Origin of the sequence: Mycobacterium appelbergii (genome assembly GCF_032883035.1) — a bacterium.
In the GTDB taxonomy this organism is placed as follows: Bacteria; Actinomycetota; Actinomycetes; order Mycobacteriales; family Mycobacteriaceae; genus Mycobacterium; species Mycobacterium appelbergii.
Map to the genome: position 1 here is coordinate 17,084 of NZ_JAMQTH010000016.1, position 19,883 is coordinate 36,966.

Annotated in this window: 21 protein-coding genes; 7 read left to right on the forward strand and 14 right to left on the reverse strand. The window is 65.4% G+C overall.

Annotated elements, in window-relative coordinates:
- Positions 1 to 216 precede the first annotated feature (216 nt).
- Together M1247_RS29795 and M1247_RS29800 are read left to right on the forward strand one after the other, a co-directional pair.
- Positions 217 to 1,002 (forward strand): bestrophin-like domain, encoded by a 786-nt coding sequence (locus M1247_RS29795; protein ID WP_317160023.1) that lies wholly within the window; start codon positions 217 to 219, stop codon positions 1,000 to 1,002.
- A gap of 238 nt (positions 1,003 to 1,240) precedes the next feature.
- On the forward strand, positions 1,241 to 1,594 hold the full coding sequence (locus tag M1247_RS29800) for a DoxX family protein (protein ID WP_317160024.1): 354 nt from the start codon (positions 1,241 to 1,243) through the stop codon (positions 1,592 to 1,594).
- Here the strand turns inward: M1247_RS29800 and M1247_RS29805 are convergent.
- The gene (locus M1247_RS29805; protein ID WP_317160025.1) at positions 1,579 to 2,364 is read right to left on the reverse strand and encodes an NAD(P)H-dependent oxidoreductase; all 786 of its coding nucleotides are present in this window, start codon (positions 2,362 to 2,364) and stop codon (positions 1,579 to 1,581) included. The genes M1247_RS29800 and M1247_RS29805 overlap by 16 nt on opposite strands.
- A gap of 84 nt (positions 2,365 to 2,448) precedes the next feature.
- Positions 2,449 to 3,186 carry an AraC family transcriptional regulator gene (locus tag M1247_RS29810; RefSeq protein ID WP_317160026.1) on the reverse strand — a complete coding sequence of 246 codons (738 nt, stop codon included), beginning with the start codon at positions 3,184 to 3,186 and terminating at the stop codon, positions 2,449 to 2,451.
- A gap of 55 nt (positions 3,187 to 3,241) precedes the next feature.
- Between M1247_RS29810 and M1247_RS29815 the strand changes: the two genes are divergently transcribed.
- Positions 3,242 to 4,429, forward strand: a complete 1,188-nt coding sequence (locus tag M1247_RS29815) for an MFS transporter (protein WP_317160027.1) — start codon at positions 3,242 to 3,244, stop codon at positions 4,427 to 4,429.
- Positions 4,430 to 4,458: 29 nt separating this feature from the next.
- Here M1247_RS29815 and M1247_RS29820 read toward each other — a convergent pair whose 3' ends face one another.
- The 3 genes from M1247_RS29820 to M1247_RS29830 are packed head-to-tail and all read right to left on the reverse strand — an operon-like array spanning position 4,459 to position 6,832.
- On the reverse strand, positions 4,459 to 5,217 hold the full coding sequence (locus M1247_RS29820) for an Rv2686c family ABC transporter permease subunit (RefSeq protein WP_317160028.1): 759 nt from the start codon (positions 5,215 to 5,217) through the stop codon (positions 4,459 to 4,461).
- Entirely contained in the window at positions 5,214 to 5,927 is a 714-nt protein-coding gene (locus tag M1247_RS29825; protein WP_317160029.1) for a fluoroquinolone export ABC transporter permease subunit, read from the reverse strand. Before M1247_RS29825 ends, M1247_RS29820 begins: the two co-directional genes overlap by 4 nt.
- Positions 5,924 to 6,832, reverse strand: a complete 909-nt coding sequence (locus tag M1247_RS29830) for an ABC transporter ATP-binding protein (protein ID WP_317160030.1) — start codon at positions 6,830 to 6,832, stop codon at positions 5,924 to 5,926. Before M1247_RS29830 ends, M1247_RS29825 begins: the two co-directional genes overlap by 4 nt.
- Positions 6,833 to 6,975: 143 nt before the next feature.
- On the opposite strand from M1247_RS29830, the gene M1247_RS29835 reads away from it, so the two are divergent.
- The 4 genes from M1247_RS29835 (at position 6,976) to M1247_RS29850 (ending at position 9,713) form a co-directional block, all read left to right on the forward strand.
- Positions 6,976 to 7,509 carry a GbsR/MarR family transcriptional regulator gene (locus tag M1247_RS29835; RefSeq protein ID WP_317160031.1) on the forward strand — a complete coding sequence of 178 codons (534 nt, stop codon included), beginning with the start codon at positions 6,976 to 6,978 and terminating at the stop codon, positions 7,507 to 7,509.
- 4 nt (positions 7,510 to 7,513) lie between these two features.
- A complete protein-coding gene (locus M1247_RS29840) occupies positions 7,514 to 8,377 on the forward strand; it encodes an SAM-dependent methyltransferase (RefSeq protein WP_317160032.1) in 864 nt (287 codons plus the stop codon).
- A gap of 303 nt (positions 8,378 to 8,680) precedes the next feature.
- Positions 8,681 to 8,827 carry a hypothetical protein gene (locus tag M1247_RS29845; protein WP_317160033.1) on the forward strand — a complete coding sequence of 49 codons (147 nt, stop codon included), beginning with the start codon at positions 8,681 to 8,683 and terminating at the stop codon, positions 8,825 to 8,827.
- Positions 8,828 to 8,888: 61 nt separating this feature from the next.
- Positions 8,889 to 9,713 (forward strand): class I SAM-dependent methyltransferase, encoded by an 825-nt coding sequence (locus M1247_RS29850; RefSeq protein ID WP_317160034.1) that lies wholly within the window; start codon positions 8,889 to 8,891, stop codon positions 9,711 to 9,713.
- Between the two features lie 22 nt (positions 9,714 to 9,735).
- Here the strand turns inward: M1247_RS29850 and nhaA are convergent, their stop codons facing one another.
- From nhaA to M1247_RS29895, 9 genes are all read right to left on the reverse strand, one after another.
- Positions 9,736 to 11,067 (reverse strand): Na+/H+ antiporter NhaA, encoded by a 1,332-nt coding sequence (nhaA, locus tag M1247_RS29855; RefSeq protein ID WP_317160035.1) that lies wholly within the window; start codon positions 11,065 to 11,067, stop codon positions 9,736 to 9,738.
- A gap of 142 nt (positions 11,068 to 11,209) precedes the next feature.
- Entirely contained in the window at positions 11,210 to 12,214 is a 1,005-nt protein-coding gene (locus M1247_RS29860) for a LacI family DNA-binding transcriptional regulator (RefSeq protein WP_317160036.1), read from the reverse strand.
- Between the two features lie 5 nt (positions 12,215 to 12,219).
- Positions 12,220 to 13,677: a rhamnulokinase gene (locus M1247_RS29865; RefSeq protein WP_317160037.1), complete on the reverse strand. Its 1,458-nt coding sequence runs from the start codon at positions 13,675 to 13,677 to the stop codon at positions 12,220 to 12,222.
- 28 nt (positions 13,678 to 13,705) lie between these two features.
- Positions 13,706 to 15,754, reverse strand: coding sequence for a bifunctional aldolase/short-chain dehydrogenase (locus M1247_RS29870; protein WP_317160038.1), 2,049 nt, complete (start codon positions 15,752 to 15,754; stop codon positions 13,706 to 13,708).
- Positions 15,755 to 15,764: 10 nt separating this feature from the next.
- On the reverse strand, positions 15,765 to 16,943 hold the full coding sequence (gene rhaI, locus M1247_RS29875; RefSeq protein ID WP_317160039.1) for an L-rhamnose isomerase: 1,179 nt from the start codon (positions 16,941 to 16,943) through the stop codon (positions 15,765 to 15,767).
- Positions 16,940 to 18,265 (reverse strand): MFS transporter, encoded by a 1,326-nt coding sequence (locus M1247_RS29880; protein WP_317160040.1) that lies wholly within the window; start codon positions 18,263 to 18,265, stop codon positions 16,940 to 16,942. Before M1247_RS29880 ends, rhaI begins: the two co-directional genes overlap by 4 nt.
- A gap of 12 nt (positions 18,266 to 18,277) precedes the next feature.
- Positions 18,278 to 18,616: an L-rhamnose mutarotase gene (locus M1247_RS29885; RefSeq protein ID WP_317160041.1), complete on the reverse strand. Its 339-nt coding sequence runs from the start codon at positions 18,614 to 18,616 to the stop codon at positions 18,278 to 18,280.
- 86 nt (positions 18,617 to 18,702) lie between these two features.
- On the reverse strand, positions 18,703 to 19,323 hold the full coding sequence (locus M1247_RS29890) for an RES domain-containing protein (RefSeq protein WP_317160042.1): 621 nt from the start codon (positions 19,321 to 19,323) through the stop codon (positions 18,703 to 18,705).
- Positions 19,320 to 19,829, reverse strand: coding sequence for a hypothetical protein (locus M1247_RS29895; protein ID WP_317160043.1), 510 nt, complete (start codon positions 19,827 to 19,829; stop codon positions 19,320 to 19,322). Before M1247_RS29895 ends, M1247_RS29890 begins: the two co-directional genes overlap by 4 nt.
- Positions 19,830 to 19,883 lie beyond the last annotated feature (54 nt).

A 19,883-nucleotide genomic window follows, 5' to 3' on the forward strand; every position in this document is an offset into this window, starting at 1 on the left:
GGAACGAATTATGTTGTGCCGCATTGCCGTAAATGGACGTCAGCCCGATCGCAGACGCTGACCTCGACCCCCGCGTCCGCGGGCACACGAGTTCCCACTTCTCGGTCAGTCGCTGTTCCTCCCGCGCACCGACGAAGTCATCGACTACCACACCTCCAGCGGGAAACGAGCGATCTGCCGCCGCGGCGAGATGTTTGCTGGCATCCTTTATCAACTATGGGCGACTTTGGCCTGTTCGGCGCGTGGTTCTTGCTCGTCATCGTTGTCATCGGCGCAGTGCTGATGGCGGTCGGAAGCGTGCTGCTCGCCAGCCGCGTGGTCGCCCGCGGCGCGCGTCCCGAGCACAACTCGATACTGTCGCCCTTCCTGACCGTCGTCGGCCTGGTTTACGGTGCGCTCCTTGGCTTCACCGTGGTCGTCGGATGGCAGCAGTATCTGTCGGCCGAGACGAACGTGGCTACCGAGGCCTCGACGTTGAAAACGATGTACCGCCAGACGGTCGCAATGCCGCAGCCGGAGCAGGCACAGGTGCGTGCGCAGCTCCGCAGATACGCGGCCGCGATGCAAGGCCCCGAATGGGGTAGAAGCGAGTTCGGCAATATCGGCAACGAGGGTCGAGCGGCGCTCACAGCGATGTACCGCATCGTCGGTACAGCCACACCCGGCACCACGGCCAGCCCGATCAACCAACCGTTCCTCGGTCAACTGACAGACCTGTCAACCATCCGCAGTGCGCGCATCTTAGATGCCAAACCGCGCATCCCACCATTGTTGTGGTGCGCATTGATCTTCGGCGGGCTCGTCCTGATCATGCTCACCAGCTCCATGCGCCTGGCTGACAACCGTGCGCATATCGTCCTCGTCAGCGCGGTCACCGTGCTGCTCGCTCTGCTTCTCTACCTCATTTTCGTTCTGGACCACCCGTACGGCCCGATGGGCGTTACCTCGCAACCGTTTTCCGAAGCCGTTCTTGTGTTCGATCTGGTCGACCGGGAAACCTGACCCCGTCGCATCGCCGTCCGTCGCCGTATCAGGCCTCGTCCGCGCGGTGGTATCGCTCATCCGGTGCCCGATGTCACCTTGCGGCGAATCAATTCGTCATACCTGTATCGCGATGAACGAGCATGCGGGTTCGTTGTCGCGCCACCGGACGAAGGAGCACCGTGACACAAGAAACGCACTGTTCGGTCACGTGAATCCGGTTCCGTCACACCGAGTCCCCACCTCAGGAAGGTTTTCGATGTTCACACCGTACGTCATCCTCACCCTGCTCACCGCGGGCGCCGCCGGAGCGGGCTGCGTAATGAACTACATCCATCACCCCATCCCGGTCGCCGCGGCCAAGGCGGTTCAGGTACCGCAGTCCTGGATGATTCCGCTGGGCAGTCTCCTGGGCGCCGGTGCACTCGGACTGCTCGCGGGTTTGGCCATTCCGGCGCTGGGTATCGCAGCCGCAACCGGCCTGGTGCTGTACTTCATCGGCGCAATCATCGCCCACCTGCGCGTCCGCGACTTCGCGCTTGGTCCGGCTGCCGTCTTCCTGACATTGACGGTGGCAACCTTGGTCGCGACGCTGGCCTACCGACTCGGCTGAGGGTTGCGGCGATGGATGCCGAGGCCGGTGGCACCGGGGGCGAGTTCATCGACCAGACGGCTCTCGTCGTCGTACTCGCCGCCGATCAGGGTGCGGTACGGGATGGGGTCCTCGTCGAGGACGGCGTCGAGCCGATCGGTGAGGCACGCTGTCTCGGCGGCCAGGCAGTCGCTGTCCATCCGGTCAGCGCTGGCGATCAGGTGCGGGCGCAGCGGCGCCATGCCGGTGTAATGCACAGTGCCATGCAGGATGGGCCACAGCACGTCCTCCACGGGTCCGCTGATGCCGCGTGGACCGAGCGCCGACGGGCGGTCGCCTGCCGTGAGCACGATCAGAACACGCCGGCCGGCCAGCCCGCCGTCGCCGTACTTGAGGACCCGTCCGGTCTGCGGATCGCGGATCCAGAACGCGAAGCCATTGGTGAACACCCGGTCGAACCAGCCCTTGAGAATCGCGGGCGGCCCGTACCACCACAGTGGGAACTGCAGAACCACCACCTCGGCGTGACGGATCTTGTCCTGCTCGGCACGGATATCGGCGGCGAGCGTGCCGTCTGTGGTCGCGATCCGCTGCCGCTCCGAGAGCGCCACGTCTGCGTCCGGCTCGGTGAAGTCGGCATCAGAGAGCACCGGGTTCCAACCCATCGCGTACAGATCAGACTCGGCGATCTGGTGCCCGCGCCGCCGAAGATGCTCGATACCGGCCTGGCGGAGCGCCGCGGTCAGCGACTTGCGGTCAGGGTGCGCGGACACCCACAGGAATCGGGTCATGGCCAACCCAACAACTGCCTCGCCCGGAGTATGCCCGTGCGGCCCCTCCCCTGTCCGCCATGAGCACGAGAACGGATCAGCTGGTCACATCCGTCGGTAGGTTCCCGGCGTGTGCCCCAGCGCTCGGCGGTAAACATCGATGAACGCGCTTGCTGACGACCAGCCGCACGCGTGGGCGACCGCGGTCACCGCGTTGTCCTCCGCGAGCAGACGGACGGCGTGGTGTAACCGCAATCGGGTGCGCCACTGGGGATAGGTCATGGCGAATTCATCACGGAACAGTCGAGTCAGGGTGCGTTCTGCCGCACCGACTTTCGGGCCGAGCTCGGCAAGTGTCCAACTCACCGCCAGGTCCTGCTCCACCAGCTCGCAAGCTCGGCGCAGCCTCGGGTCGCGGCCTGCCGGCAGCAGCAGTGGTTCCTCCGGTGCTCGCCGCAGTTGGTCAAGCAGCACCTGCTGCAGCCGATCATGTTCCTGCACAGCCAGATCCGTTGTGTCGGCACAGGCGATGATCAGTTCACGCACCAGCGGCGTAGCTGTGATCACACGTGGGGTCGTCCAGTCCGGGCCGGGCGCAGCCGCCAGGCCGACATGATGGAACCGGGTGTGCCCGTAGAAGTGATGTTCGTGCGGCCAACCACCAGGGATCCACACAGCACAGTCACCGGGCGCGATCCACGCGCCGGCGTCGGTGCGGACCTCAGCGACACCTGAGCTGGGAAACACAATCTGGTGCTCGGTGTGCCAGTGCCGGTCGATCTCGTCACCGGCGCACAGCACCCGCGTTCGCGTCGAATCCGTGGAATGGCGGCCTTTCGACATAGTCTGTCAGTTTATCGGAAGTCCGACACCACCGATCATTCCTACGCTGATCACCATGGTGCAAACGGGGGCCGCGGACACGGTTGCGCATCCGCCGTCGGCATGGCGACGGATGCGGTATTGGCTGGTCGCGCACGCCGTCGACGACTTCTACCAGGGCCTCGTCCCCGCGAGCATTCCTTTCTTCGTGTTGGAACGGCATTACAGCTATCTCGCCGCATCGGGTCTCGCGTTGGCGGCGACACTGGGAAGTTCACTGCCGCAACCGTTCCTGGGCGTCATTGCCGATCGCTGCCGGGTCCTGTGGTTGGCCCCGCTGGGTTTGACGATTGCCGGCGTCGGCGCCGGCCTCGCCGGGTTGGCGCCCAGCTATCCGGTGGTGTGGGCCCTGTTGCTGCTCTCCGGAATCGGGGTGGCGTCCTTTCATCCCGCGGCCGGCCGCGATGCCCGCCGCGATGCCGGCGACAGCGCCACGGCGATGAGCCTGTTCGCCGTGGGTGGCAGCGTCGGTTTCTTCCTGGCGCCTGCATTGGCAACGCCGGCGCTGGTGTCGCTCGGACTCTCGGCCACGGCCATTTTCATACCGCCTGCGGTGCTGATGGGATTCTTGCTGTGGCGCTACCAGCTGCGGCGGGCGGTCTCGCACGGCGCGGCGGCGTCCACCGGCGGCGACGACCGGTGGACGCCGTTCTTTGTGCTCACGGCCGTCGCCGTGGTGCGATCCATTGTTTTCTTCGGCCTGAGCACCTTCGTCGCGCTGTTCTGCATCAAGCACCTCGGGGCTTCACAGGCGCTGGGCGGGTACGTGCTGACGGCCTTGTTCGTCGGTGGAGTGCTGGGGACGCTGGGTGGTGGCCGCATCGCCGACCGCATCGGCATGGTCCGTACCGTCCAGATCGGTTGCGTGGCCTTGGTTCCAGCGCTGGTCGCGCTACGCTTCAGCGCGAATCCCTATGCGGCGCTGACGCTCGCGCTGCTGGTCGGCGTGGTCCTCAACGTACCCTTCGCGGTGTTGGTGAAGCTGGGCCAGGACTATCTGCCGAACCGGCCTGGCACGGCGTCGGGAGTGACCCTCGGGCTGGCCGTGAGCGCGGGCGGACTGTTCATGCCCGTCCTCGGATCGATCGCCGATCGCCATGGACCGCAAGCTGTTCTGACCTTGCTGTGCTTCGTGCCGATCACCGCCGTGGCGTTTGCGCTCTTGCTACCGCCGCCGCACTCGCGTACTGATTCAGGCAGCTGAGGCTCCGATGGCTGGGATTCGGACTGATGTCACGTGTTCTTGGCGACAAATCGGCGAAACAGCGGCCAGGCAATGGCCAGGTTGTAGATCACGCCACCGAGTAGGTACGGCCACCAGGTGCCGTGTTCGGATGCCACCCAAAAGGCTTTGGCCGCCCAATATGGCGGCAGGACACCAAAAGCCACGTTCCAGGCGGAGTCGATGAACCACGGAAGGCACGGTAGCCCTGCGATCAGCATGCCCAGGGCCCGCACCATTGCGATGCCTTGAATCTTGTTGCTGGCTATCGCAACAATCAGCAGGAGGGTCACCACCGCTGACAGGCCGGCGACGATCCCGATCGGAATGAGCGCCGGGACCAGCCCCGGTTCGAGAATCCCGCTGAAGGACATGGTGGCGACCACGTAGATGGTGGTGACCACCATGACGGTGGCGGCGCGGTAACCGAAAAACGTCGACAGCGGCACCGGCGTGACGCGCAGTGCGGTCAGGGTGTCGCCATCGATCTCGTCGAGGACGAGGAATGCCGCCAGCCCACCGGCGACGATGATGCTGGTGAGCAATAGAAATGCGGTCAGCACCAGCGGGTAGTAGGGCACCAGGTCGAAGTCATAACGCTCGGCCAGCATGGTGGTCACCATTGGCGTCAGCACCGCAACTCCGGTAGTCCAGATCACCGGCGCCACGATGAGCATGACGAGCAGCGGATCACGGTAGGTCCCGCGAATGTCGTTGCGGCCAAAGGCGGCCAGCGCCCTGCCTGAGCGAAATCCCAGCACGGTCGTCATAGCACGCCGGACCTTTCGATGACGAAGCGGTCGAACAAGAGGTGGGCCGCCCAGCACAACCCGCCCAGACAGAGCAACGGATAGGCCACCGCGTAGACGACCTGGCCCGTACTCAACGCCACTTGATCAAAGGCGGCACCGAGCAGCAGCAGCGGACCCTGGGTGGGTATGACATAGAGCACCGGGTTGGGCCACAGCCCGGAGTAGAAGATCAGCGGCGGGACCAGCATGATCGCCAACGGGATCGTCGCGGCAAGAAACCAGTCGGTTACCGAGCTGAACGGCAACGAGGTGATGAAGCCGACCAGCAGCATCAGCAGCGTGCCCAGGATGACGCCGAGAATCAACTGCAGTGGGTGGTAGGCGAACCCATCGGCGACGGACGTCACGGTGACGGCAACAAATAATGAGATGGTCAACAACACAATGAGTTTGGCAGCCAGGTACTCCCAGAACCGCAACGGTGTGGAGATGATGGCTGCCAGGGTGCGTTCTTGCTTCTCGAAGAACACTGCGGCGCCGATGAAGAAGAAGCCGATGATCGCGATATCGCCGACCAGGACATAGGGCTCGGCGACCGGGCGCAGGTGCTGCGGCATCGGCAACAGCACGGTCAGCCAGATGAGCCCGGAGAAGATGCCGGCGTGCAGAAACTTCTGCCGGTACTGCAACGTGAGTTCCAGGCGCAGCGCAGAAATCAGTCGAATCATGTCAGCTGCCTTCCGGTTACCTCGACGAACACGTCGTCGAGGCTGGCTTCGCGGCTGTGGATGGTCTCGACGTGATGGTCGCGCAGCACCGCGTGAAACGCCGGATCGTCGGCAAGCCCGTCCATCGCGAACTCGGCGGTGGCCAACGTGCCGCCGTGGGCGCGGTATTGCACGTGCACGCGCCGTTGGCTGCGCGCGATTTTCAGCTCGGCTGGGGTGTCGAGAGCAACGATGGTGCCGTCGACGACAAACGCTACCCGATCGCACAGTTCGTCAGCGGTGGACATGTCATGCGTGGTCAGGAAAATGGTGCGGCCCTCGGCTTTCAGGCCCAAGATGATGTCCTTGACCTTGCGTGCGTTGACCGGGTCCAAACCTGAGGTCGGCTCGTCGAGAAACAACAACTCAGGATTGTTGATCAGCGACCGTACAAACGTCAGCCTCATCTGCATTCCCTTGGAATACTTGCCCACCCGCGTATTGGCGGCGTCAGCCAGACCAACCGACTCCAGCAACTGCATCGGATCTGCGGTCGGCCCGCCATACAGTGAGGCGAAGAAGCGCAGATTCTCCAGACCGGTCAGCTTTTGATAGTGGTTGGGCAGCTCGAACGACACCCCGACCCGCTGGTAGTAGTCCGGCCCCCACGCCAGCGGATCGCGACCCCACACGTCGGCTTGGCCGTCATGGCCTCGCAGGAGCCCGATGAGCAATTTCTGGGTCGTCGATTTCCCCGCACCGCTGGGGCCGAGGAATCCGAAGATCTCCCCGCGCCCGACGGTGAACTCCATTCCCCGCACCGCGGGTTGGGTCGCCTTCGGATACGTGAAGGTCAGCCCCGCGACACTGATGACATCGGTGGTGGTAGCGGGCGGTGGAGCGATGACGCTCGGCGTGGTGGGCATCGGGTTCTCAGTCGCCTTTCAGGTCGGCGCGGCAGCCGCGCGCAGGTCGATACAACACCTCCGACCAGACTTCCCGGAACACCAAAGCTGACTGTACTAAACTTTCACAAAATAGTGAAGACCGTTTGAGAAGAGGAGGATTCGTGGCGGAAACATCGCCAGATCTACAAGAGGCAGCCGAACAGCTCGCCGTGGTACTGACCAGCCACGGACTGCAGCGGATGACTGCGAGGGTGTTGGCGACGTTGCTGTTCACCGAGCAGGTCAACCTCACGATGGGTGAATTGGGCGAAACCCTGGGTGCCAGTGCGGGCGCGATCTCGGGTGCGCTGAAAATGCTCACGTCGGTCGGCCTGGCAGAGCGGGTCGCAGTACCCGCCAGCCGCCGCGACCACTATCGGCTGCGTGACAACGCCTGGGCTGTCTTGTTCACCAACCAAAACGAGACCATCGCAGCAATGCAGGCCGCTGCCGACGAGGGTATCGCGGCGACCGACAGTCGCAGCCCCGCCTACGGGCGCCTCACTCAGATGCGTGGCTTCTACGCGTTTCTGCTGGCCGAACTGCCTGCGCTGCTCGATCGATGGCACGAGCAGCCCGAGGCATCGGCGACCCGCGGCAACTCACCGACGGCGGGGCGTAAGCCCCAGCGCCACAAGGCCACAGACCAGGAGTGAGCTGATGAACGCACCTGCTGCCCAAACCGCGATCGGCCCCATGGTGATCGTCGCCGCCGACCAGTACGAACAGTCTCCATTGATCCACGATCCTTGGGCCCGGCGGATGTTGCCCCTGACGGGCCGCCTCGCCGCGTCCAGCACGCGGTGGTCGGTGATGCGCCGGTTGCTGATTTCCGCCACGGAGAAGAAGTTCGACGGAGGCTGGGCAAGTTTTCTGTGCCGCAAACGTTATATCGACGACCAACTCCGCGCCGCGCACCCCGGCGGCATCGAGGCCGTGGTGATCCTCGGCGCAGGTTTCGACACCCGGGCGTACCGGATGCCCGAGCTCGCCGGGGTCAGGGTATGTGAAGTCGACCTGTCCACCAACATCGCTGCCAAGACCAAAGCGCTGCGACGCTGTTTCGGAGCGGTGCCATCCCATGTCACACTGCTGCCCGTCGATTTCGAGGCCAATGATCTGACCCGTCGGCTCGATGATGCGGGTTTCAACCGCACACAGCCCGTCTTCTACATTTGGGAAGCGGTCACCCAATACCTCACCGACGATGCAGTGCGTTCCACGATGGACCATCTGGCAGGCGCCGCGCCGGGTAGCTCTTTGGCTTTCACCTTTGTGCGCCAAGACTTTCTTGACGGCGAGCACCTCTACGGTGCGCGCGCGGCGTACGACGAATTTGTCGTCAACAAACGACTGTGGAAGTTCGGTCTGCATCCCGATCAGGTGCCGGAATTCCTCGCCGGCTACGGCTGGCATCAGCGTGAGCAGGTCGGTGCGCAGGAGTACTCCGAACGGTATCTGCGGCCGGCAGGCCGTTCGATGAACGCCTCCCCCATCGAACGCGCGGTGTATGCACAACGTTGAGTGGCTTTGGCGAAGTCGTCATCAGCAGCACGAAAGTTCCACGCGCATCTCGGCCCAATACGTTGTGGTGGGGTGGGCGTTAAGGATTCGTATGGATAGGTGCACTCTCCGGCGGCAACGGGTAGAGCTAACGGATGTGAACTCTTTATCTCTGGCCGACGGGATGCCAGCGCGCCGATCGCGGTTGGTTGCCCAACCTGGCCTCGAACCATTCACCGTGTCGGTGGCGCGGCACGTCTACGCCGGGCCGGCAAACGAACAGGATCTGCTCTCCGGGGTGGACGCTGACAAGCGAGGCGATCGATGAACCAGATGGTCGAAGTGCTGATACTGATGGCGGTACCGGCTGCCGTTTTGATGACACTGCGCTACGTCGTGAAACGTCAGGAGCGCCGCGCCCCTACGGTCGTCAGCGACACCATTGCCCCGCCCGGGCGCTCTCACGACTGACCGCTCACACAGAAGTGGGCCGCTACAGCAGGTACTACCGCGACCATCAGAAAGGCAATCAATGACGGTAACCCTTGAGCACCTCACACCGGTCGAAAGAACACTGCTGGTCACGCTCAGCGGCCGCGCGGCCGATGCCCGCACCAGCCGGCCGCTGCTTGCCGACGGCCTGGCTGACACGGTCAGCAGCCGTCTATCTCACGACCCGGTCAAGCTGTCAGGCACCGTCAGGATCGCAGTGGCCGTACGCAGCGCCATGCTCGACCGGCTCGTCACCCGATTCATCGCCGAGCATCCCGACGCAGTCGTCGTGGAACTGGGCTGCGGGCTGGAAACCCGAATGCACCGCGTCTCATCGCCGATCACCGTCGACTGGTACGACATCGATCTACCTGGCGTCATGGCTCTGCGCCGGCAGGTGATCCCCGAACTGGATCGTTCCCACTTGATCGCCGCGTCACTCACTGAGCCGGGATGGCTGCAGAGCGTGCCACGCGACCGGCCGGCCGTGGTCGTTGCCGACGGAGTGCTCGGATTTCTCACCGAGGCCGAAAACCGTCAGATCCTCCGTGCCATCACCGATCACTTCACCTCCGGCGGTGAACTCGTCTTCAACGCCTATACCCGTATCGCCGCCCGGCTCATGGGGTCTTTGGGCGTGTTGCGGTCGGTAGGCATCCCCAGGAGCTGCCGCGGCTATGGCTTTGACGACCCGCACGCGGTCGAACAGCTCAACCCGCAACTGACCTACGTCGAAGAGGTGCTCGGCGCACAAGCGCCGGAAGCGGCCCAATTCGCCTGGCCGACCCGCATGATCGCGAAACTCTTCGCCCGCTGGCGCGCGCAGGCGCGGCGCGGCGTCTGGGTGGTGCGGTACCGCTTCTGACGCGAATGCAGACGACGTCGCGTTACTGGCTCTCAGAAGGCAGGAATACGTCAGGCAGACCGTCGTGGTCCTCGTCCCGGGCTTCCTCGGCACACACCTTGCGGTAGTGGCGGTTTCGCATCATCAGCACCATCGACGCGATGACTGCAGCAATCACCGATCCGGTCAGTACCCCGATCTTGACATGTTGGTCGCGGTCGGTGCCCATGCCGTACGCCAGATCGCCGATCAGCAGCGACACCGTGAAGCCGATGCCCGCCAACAGCGCGATGCCGAACACGTCGATCCAGCGGAGCGCGGCGTCCAACGACGCGCGCGTCGCCGCCGACAAAATCCGGGTGGTGCCGAATATGCCGACCGCTTTGCCCACCACCAGGCCGGCCACAATCCCGACCGCGATCGGATCGCTGAGTGCCTCGAAGTAGCCCTTGTAGCCGCCGACGGTCACTCCGGCGGCAAAGAACGCGAACGCCGGAACGGCGAAACCCGCTGAAATCGGCCGGATTCGGCGCTCGAAATGTTCAGCCAGACCGGGCCCGGCATCAGGTCCGCCAGCGGATTGGCTACGCAGCACAGGGACCGTGAAACCCAGCAGTACGCCGGCAACGGTGGCGTGGATGCCCGACTCGTGGAGGAAGGCCCAGGTCAAAACTGCCAGTGGAATCAGCACCCACCATGACCGGACACGGCGTTGCACGCACACGGCGAACAGTGCGAGCGGAAGCAGCGACAACCCAAGGGCTGCCAGATTGACCTCGTCGGTGTAGAACACCGCGATCACAGTGATCGCCAGCAGATCATCGACGACGGCCAGAGTCAGCAGAAACGTGCGCAACGCCGCGGGAAGATGGGTTGAGAGCACTGCCAGCACCGCGACAGCGAAGGCGATGTCGGTAGCGGTGGGAATCGCCCATCCTTGGGTCGCGTCACCGCCCACGTGGGCTGTAATGGCGACAAAGATCAGCGCGGGCACGATCATCCCGCCCAGTGCCGCTGCGATCGGCAGCGCCGCGCGGGCGGGGTCACGCAAATCCCCGGCGACGAATTCGCGTTTGAGTTCCAGTCCGACGACGAAGAAGAAGATCGCCAACAGGCCGTCGGCTGCCCACGTGCCCAAACTCAAGTCCAAATGCAGACCGAGACTGTCGGTGCCCACACGGGTATCGCGCAGGGTGTCATAGGCCGACGACCACGGCGAATTTGCCCAGACCAGCGCGATCGCCGTCGCCGCCAGCAGCAGTGCCCCGCCGACCGTCTCCTTGCGCAAGATGTCAGAGACGCGCGATGTTTCTGACCACGAGCCGCGGGCAAACAATGCGCGTTTGGCCGGTTGACGCGATCGGTTGTCTGACAAATGAACACCTCAGCTGTATCGACACTCATAAGCACGCGCGGGCAAATCGCCGCACCCGTGCTGCCGACCAGACTTCCCGGCACACCGTGCCTCGTACCTTACCGGCCCTTGTGGGCAGCCGGTGTCTACGGCGGATACCCCATCACGGGGTGACGGTCGAGGCTCGCGCAGCGAGTTCGGGACGGAACACCACATGCTGGGGTTCGAGGTCGGGTGACTCGGCTGCAGTCAACAGCAGGTCGATCGCGGTTGTCCCGATGTCTGCGCTCGGTTGCCGGATCGAGGACAGCGGAACCGCCGCCGAGCGGGCGAAGTCGATGTCGTCGTAACCGATAAGGGCGATATCGCCCGGGACGCTCACGCCACCGTTCATCAGTGCCTGCAACATTCCGATCGCCAGGAGATCGTTGGCGCAGAACACCGCATCGGGTCGGTCGCCGGCAGGCAACGTGCACAGACGCTCACCTGCGGCACGCCCCGCGAGCACGCTCGGCTCGTGGGTGGGGATCGCCGCCAATGTGGCGCCCGGGTACTCGCGGATGGCCTCGCGGGCCCCGGCGAGGCGATCGGCGACCTGCCGCAGGCCGTGCGGGCCACCGACGAATGCAATGTGTCGGCGACCCTGTTCGCACAGGTGGGCCACCGCCAGCCGGCCGCCTGCGACGTCGTCGACGGCAACAGACGGTAACGGTGTCCCCGCACCGTCGCGGTCGACCAGTACCACGGGGATGCCCCGTCCGTGCACGACGAGCAGGCGGTCCAGGTCGTCGCCGACAGGCGAGATCAGCAGACCGAAGACGCGCTGTTCCTCGAATGTCTCGAGATAGGCCCGCTCACGCTGCGCGTCATCATCGGTGGTGCCCAGCAGCACCACCAGATTGCTGCGTGCCGCATGGCGTTCGGCTGCGCGGGCCAGATCGGTGAAGAACGGGTTCCCGACATCGAGTACCAGCAGCCCGATGCTGCGAGACCGGCCCGCACGCAGCTGACGCGCTGCGTCGTTGCGCACGAAACCCAGTTTCTCGATTGCGGCGTGTACCCGCGCCACCGTGGCAGGCGCAACCCGATCCGGTGCGTTGAGCACGTTCGACACCGTGCCGACCGACACTGATGCGGCCGCGGCGACGTCGCGGATTCCGGCAGCCATTGGCGCTACTCCCCTCGCACCCTTCCTGCCCGGGCCGGTTGCGGCTCGAAACGTTCGGTCGGCACCGCAGTGGCGACGGTGTCGCGCAGCTCGCCGAGGCCACCGCGCAAGACGCCGTGTGCACGGGCCTGGATCAGTACGTTACCCATCGCGGTCGCTTCGACGGGCCCAGCGACCACCGGCGCGCCCACCCGGTCGGCGACCAACTGACACAGCAGCCGATTGCGGGCGCCGCCGCCCACGAGGTGAACCGTCCGGACCGGCACACCCGACAGCGCCGCGGACTGCTCGACACCGCGGGCGAAACCGGCGGCGAGGCTCTCGACGATCGCGCGCGTCAGCTGAGGCCGACCCGCCGGAATCGGCAGGTCGCGCTCGGCATACCAGTCGGCGATGCGGGCAGGCATGTCGCCGGGCTCGACGAACCGGGGATCGTCCCCGTCGAAGACCTCCGTCGGCGGTGCGCAGGTGGCGGCCTGTTCCAACAGTTCCGGTAGGTCGATCCGCAATCCGTCGCGTTCCCACTGCCGCACCGACTCACTGAGCAACCAGAGGCCCATCACGTTGCGTAGGAAGCGAGTCTGGCCGTCGGCACCCACCTCGTTGGTGAAGTTGGCGATCCGCGCCGCCTCGGTAACCACCGGCGCGCCCAGTTCCACGCCCACCAACGCCCAGGTACCGCAAGAGATATAGGCCGCCGACGCCGCGTCCATCGGAATGGCCACGACCGCCGAAGCGGTGTCGTGGGAGGCCACCGTGGTGACGCGTAGTCCACCGGGCAGCCCAGCCCGGTCGGTGAGCCCGGGCAGCATCGGGCCCAGATCGGTCCCCGGCTCCGCCAGTTCAGGGAACAGCGAGCCGGGTAGACCGAGCATGGCAGCCAGGTCCTCGTCCCAATGCCCATCGATTCCGAGCAGTCCGGTGGTCGAGGCGTTCGTCCGCTCGGTCGACATCCGGCCCGTCAGCCAGTAACCGATCAGGTCTGGGACCAGCAGCGCAGCATCCGCCAGGCCGAGCAGACCCTCGGCGCGGTCGGCAGCGAGCTGGAACATCGTGTTGAAGGCCAGGAACTGCAAACCGTTACGGGCGAAGATCTGGTCCTGCGACACGGTGGCGTGTACGGCGTCGACGCCTCGCGCACATCGCGCGTCGCGGTAGTTGTACGGCAGGCCGAGCAGCTTGCCGGCCCGCAGGAGCCCGTAGTCGACGGCCCACGAGTCCACGCCGACGCTCGTCAGATCCGGCGCCATGCGCCCGGCCTCGGCCAGCCCGGTGCAGACCTCGGCGAACAGTCCGGGCAGGTTCCAGTGCATCGCGGTGCGGTCGCCGTCCCACAGGTAGACCGGATCGTTGGCGAACCGGTGCAGCGCGCGCATCTCGAAGCTGCGCGACCCGATGTCCGCCAGCATGACCCGGCCGCTCGTGGCGCCCAGGTCCACCGCGACGAACCGGCCGGTCCTCATCGGTGCATTCTGCTGTTCGCGCGAGCGCTCATCGGAGAAAGGCCGCGGCCACACCGGCGTCGACCGGTACGTGCAGCCCTGTCGTGTGCGAGAAGTCCGACGTGCACAGTGCGAACGCGGCGTTGGCGATGTTCTCCGGCAGCACCTCCCGTTTGAGCAGGGTGCGCTGGGCGTAGTACGCACCGAGTTCCTCTTCGGGGACGCCGTAGACGGCGGCCCGCTTCGCACCCCATCCGCCTGCGAAGATGCCGGAGCCGCGGACGACTCCATCGGGGTTGATGCCGTTCACCTTCACGCCGTGCTCGCCGAGCTCGGCCGCAAGCAACCGCACCTGGTGAGCCTGATCGGCCTTCGTCGCCGAGTAGGCGATGTTGTTGGGGCCGGCAAACACCGAGTTCTTCGACGAGATGTAGATGATGTCGCCGCCGAGCTTCTGGTCGATCAGGGCACGGGCAGCCGCCTTCGACACCAGGAAGGATCCCCGCGCCATCACGTTGTGCTGCAGATCCCAGTCTTGGGTGGTGGTCTCCAGCAGTGACTTGGACAATGACAATCCGGCGTTGTTCACCACGATGTCGATGCCGCCGAAGGCCAGCACGGTCGCGTCGACCGCCTCCTGCACGGCATTCTCGTCGGTGACGTCGGCCGCGATACCGATTGCGACATCGTCGGACCCGATCGCCGTCTTGATTTCTGAGGCCGCGGCAGCAGCCTTGCCGGCATCGAGGTCGGCGATGACCACGCATGCCCCCTCGGCGGCCAGGCGGGTGGCGATGGCCTTGCCGATGCCCGAGGCAGCGCCGGTCACCAGCGCGATGCGGGTGGCCAGCGGTTTGGGTTTGGGCATCCGGGCGAGTTTGGCTTCCTCGAGTGCCCAGTACTCGATGCGGAATTTTTCTGCCTCGTCGATGGGTGCGTAGGTCGAGATCGCCTCGGCACCCCGCATCACGTTGATGGCGTTGAGGTAGAACTCGCCCGCCACCCGCGCGGTCTGCTTGTCCTTGCCGTAGCTGAACATTCCGACGCCGGGGATCAGTACGATCGCCGGATCGGCGCCGCGAATGGGAGGGCTCGCCGGATCCGCGTGGCGGTCGTAGTACGACTGGTAATCGGCGCGATAGCCCTGGTGCAGCGCGGCCAGCCTGGCGCGGCACTCCTCGACCGGAGCATCGGCGGGCAGATCGAGCACCATCGGTTTGACCTTGGTGCGCAGGAAGTGGTCCGGGCAGCTGGTGCCCAATGCCGCAAGCCTGAGATGCTCGCTGCCGCTGAGGAATTCGAGCACGCGGTCGTCGTCGGTGAAATGGCCCACCTGGGCCCGGTCGGTCGAGACCAACCCACGCAGGAATGGCGCCAGCTCGGCCGCCTTGGTGCGACGCTGGTCATCCGGCAGCGCGCCGTAGCCGTCCAGCGGTCCGCCGAACGGCTGTGGCCTGCCGTTGGCATCGATGTACCGCTGCACGGTCTCGATGATCTCCAGCGACCGGGCTTCGGCCTGGGCCGAGGTGTCACCCCATGCCGTGATGCCGTGGCCGCCCAGGATGGTGCCGATTGCCTGCGGGTTGTGGTCCTTGATCTCGGCGATGTCGAGGCCCAGCTGAAAACCGGGTCTACGCCAGGGAATCCACACCACGCGGTCACCGAAGATCTGCTTGGTCAGTGCCTCACCGTCGGCTGCAGTCGCCAGCGCGATGCCCGAATCGGGGTGCAGGTGGTCGACATGGGCGGCATCGACAAGACCGTGCATGGCGGTGTCGATGGACGGTGCCGCTCCGCCGCGGCCATGCAGACAGTAGTCGAACGCGGCGACCATCTCGTCCTCACGCTCGACGCCGGGGTACACGCCCACCAGCGCCCGCATCCGATCGAGCCGCAGCACGGCCAGGCCATTCTCGGTGAGGGTGCCGAGGTCTCCCCCGGATCCCTTCACCCACAGCAGGTCCACCGGCTCACCGGTGACCGGATCCACCTCGGATCCCTTGGCCGACGTGTTGCCGCCGGCGTAGTTGGTGTTCCTCGGGTCGGACCCGAGTCGGTTCGAACGGGCGATCAGCTCGGCCACGGTGGCATTGGTCATGATGGTCCTCTCAGGCTCCCCAACTCGACTGGGTGCCGCCGATTCGTTCGGCGTTGACGGCGTTCTGGTAGCCGGACTCCGCGAAGGCGCGCATCGGATCCTCCGGTAACCCGCGTTCGGTGCGCCAGGCGGCCATGGCGGGCCGGACATCGGTGTAGAAGGCGTCCATGAAGATCGCGTTGGCGCCCAGCACGTCTCCCTCGGCCTGCGCGGCGGTCAGCGCGGCCGTGTCGACAAGCAGTGCCCGCGCGGTCATCTCCGCCACGTTGAGCACCGAGCGGATCTGACCGGGGATCTTGGCCTCGACGTTGTGACACTGATCCAGCATCAGCGCGAGGTCCGAGCGCGACTCTCCCCCGTCGCTTCGCTCGCCCCCTCCATCCAGGCCGCCGCCGCGGATCACCTCGAACATGATGCGGAACAGCTGGAATGGGTCCGCCGCACCGACGATCAGATCGTCGTCTGCGTAGAACCGCGAGTTGAAGTCGAACGAACCGAGCTTCTGCAGGCGCAGCAGTTGAGCGACGATGAACTCGATATTGGTGCCCGGCGCATGGTGGCCGGTGTCCAGGCACACCTTCGCACGCTCGCCCAGCGCGCTGACCTGGGCGTAGGAAGTGCCCCAGTCCGGAACGTCGGTCATGTACATCGCGGGCTCGAAGAACTTGTACTCCAGGACCATTCGCTGATCGGGGCCGATGTGCTGATAGATGGCGGCCAATGACTCGGCCAGCCGCTCCTGCCTGCCGCGGATGTCGCCCTGACCGGGGTAGTTGGTCCCGTCGGCCAGCCAGATCTTCAGGTCCCGCGACCCCGTCTGGTGCATGATCTCGATGCATGCCCGATGGTGGTCAATGGCCTTCTGCCGCACCATCTTGTCGGTGTGCGTGAGGCTTCCGAACTTGTAGTCGTCGTCTTGGAAGGTGTTGGAGTTGATGGTGCCCAGCCGGACCCCGCGTTCGGCCGCGTAGGCGCCGAGCGACCCGTAGTCGTCGACACGGTCCCATGGGATGTGCAGCGCCACAGTGGGTGCCATGCCGGTATATCGGTGCACCGTCGCGGCGTCGGCGATCTTCTCCTCGATGGTCCGCGGCGTGCCGGGTGTGCCGAACACTTTGAATCGGGTACCGGAATTGCCGAACGCCCAGGACGGCAGTTCGATCGCGACGTTGTTCAAGAGGGTGTTCATGGGGTCGTCACCTCCGCGGTCGTGGCGGTTTGGCCTTCTATCTTGTCGTAACGCTCGGTTTCAATCTGCCGCAATGTCTTTCCGCGCGTCTGCGGCGCCCACACGGCACCGATCACCAGACCCACCGTCAGCAGCCCGATCAGCAACAGCCCGACCCCGGTGAGGCCGGTGACGACGAGCAGCGTCGGGAAGAAGTAGCTCAGCAGGCCGGTGAAGCTGCGCACCACGCAGAACATGACGCCCTGTGCGCTGGCCCGGTACGGGGTGGCGAACATCTCGCTGGCCCAGAGGCTGTAGAACGCCTGGGCCCCGATACCGGCCGACAGGCCCCACAGCACCGCGAACGTCAACATGGTCGGCACCCCACCGTCGGTGAACGCCACCAACACGATCCAGCCGACGATGCCCAGGGCGGCGCCGATGACGTACAGGCGGCGCTGGGACATCCGGTCCGCGTAGCGCATGAAACCGAAGTAGGTGGCGATGACGGTGCAGCCCCACACCAGAACCTGCAGCAGGTTCTGCGCGACCGGGCTGTGCAGTCCCGCGGTGTCGTAGACGCGGGGCATGAAGATGCCGGCCTGCCCCGCGACGGTATTCCAGAACAGGTAGATGCCACCGAGGAACAGCAGCGCGGTGACATTGACCTTGCGCGAGAACAGGCCGCGCAGCCCGCGTGCACCCAGTGGCGACACAGCAGCCGCCGTGGCCCCCGCATCCCGGCCTTCCTCGGTCCAGATCGTCGACTCCGCCAAGCCCTGGCGGACCCACCACACGACTGCGGCAACGACGAACAGGTGCAGGAATATGAGCCTTGACCCGAGCAGACCCATCGGAGCCAGCGCGGCGGCGAGCGCAAATCCGATGAGCGGCCCTATCGACCACGCCAACTGTGCAGTCCCGACGTGCTTGGCTCGTCCCTCCGATGGCGCCTGCTCGGCGATGTACGTCCAGGAGGCGGGAACCCCGGCGCCGACGGCGATGCCGGTGATGACGAAGGCGGCGAGCAGCATCGTGAAGTTGACGGCGAACGCGGCCAGCAGCACTCCGGCCATGTAGACCAGTAGGTCGTAGGTGTAGATGGCTTTTCGTCCGAACCGATCGCACAGCGGCCCACCGAGGATCGCCCCGATTGCAGCGCCGAAGGCGTTGGCGCTCAACGCGGCAAGCAGACCGACCGCGAAGTCGCTGATGCCGAGCTCGGCCTGCCAGAACGCCAGGCTGGTGGCGATGGCGATGATCGACCCGGCCTCGATGTAGTTCGACATGGCGACCGCGATGGTCGCTCGCCACCCCGTCGTGCTCCGTGCTCCGATGTTCATATCGGTCCTTCGTCAGTCGAGATGGAAGTACTCGGTCAGCGGGCGCATCGCCTGGTCGGGTTGCACCCCGGCCGGGTTCTGGAAGAAGTCGGCCATGCCTGCCTGCCAGCGGGCGTTGATCTCGGTGGCGGCCATACCCGACTGCGCGGCCTCGAAGTCATCGGTTTGGAGGTAGCCGACAACCAGGCCGTCGGCGGAGCGGACGAACAGCGAGTAATTGCGCCAGCCTGCGTTGCTCAGGGCCTCGAGCATTTCGGGCCAGACGTGTTCGTGGGCGGCGACGTACTCGTCGATGCGGTCAGGCTTGAGTTGCAACACGAAGCACACCCGCTCGGCTGCTGCGTGCGCCATATGCTCCCCGCGTGAATTGAAACGTTTCAAATGGTGATGTGGACCATAGCCACGGCGAGCGAAAGAAGTCAACCCCGGGCCGGGTGTCAGGGGCCGAGGAGCACGTCTACATGCAGCGGTGCGCACAGATCGATCAGCCAGAGTTGGTCCGCACCGGTGGCAAAGAGTCGACCGAAGGTGGAGTCCTGGATGAACGCACCGTCGCACCTGTCACCGAAGAACACATATGCCTTGGCGTCGTTGCACAGCCTCGACATCCACACCAAACCGTCGAACCCGCGGTCGTGCGCCGCCTGTGCCCACTTGACCGTGTCCGGATAAGTATCGGCACCGCCGGCGGTGAGTTCGTCGGCGGTGACCTTGAGTTGCCGCAGCCCCAGCCCGTGCAGAACCCCGACCTTGATCGGACGGGCAACGTGCAGGCGCGCCATGACCGTCCGCGCGTACCTGTCGTACGGCAGGAGGCCGCCACTGACCGGGATGTCGTGCAGGAGGGTTTCGGCGACGGCGGCCTCCTCGGTGGCCGCCGCGTACAGGACGGGAACCGCGGGGGTGCCGAAGAATGCGAATCTGGTGGGCGCTCCGAACCCGGGATTGAACGTTGTGGCAGAACGGTCTTCGGCTGCGGTGAAGACTCGGTACAGCTGCGTCCCGGCGCCTAGTGTTGCGGTCTTCGGGTTGAACGGCTTCGGTGGGACAGATGTCACCACTGGACCGTCCAGGCCCGCCGGGCCGTGTCCACAACCCGGTCGGGATCGGTCGCCAGAACGTCGACCGGACGCAGTCCCCCGAGGTAGGTGGTCGGCGCGCACAACCACTGCACGACACCGCTCTCCGACCACTCGGCTTCGTCGGCGAGGTCGCGCAGGACGCGGATCACCGGAAGCGGTCGCCCGTCCTCGCCGAACTGGAATCCCGGAAAGAGCATCTGGTGTCTGCGCATGATCGCCAGCAGCGCTCCGTTTCGGCGAGTCGCGACGGCCAGGTTGCGAGGCGCGGTCGACCTCGAGCCCAACCGTCTGCCCGCCTCGGCGCTGGTGAGCAGCCCGAACTCGGCTTCGATGCGGTCGTATACGTTCCGCTCGGCCTGCACGGCACGCGCGATCGCCGGTTCGGTGTAGACCTGCACGGCGTCCAGCGCATCACCGAGCGCCGCGGCGCTCTCCCTGATGCGGTGCGCAACGTCGACGAAGTGGTCATATGCAGCGGTCATTGTTCACCCACCGAGCTCAAACGTGCGAATCATGCACTAAAAGGATAGCGCATG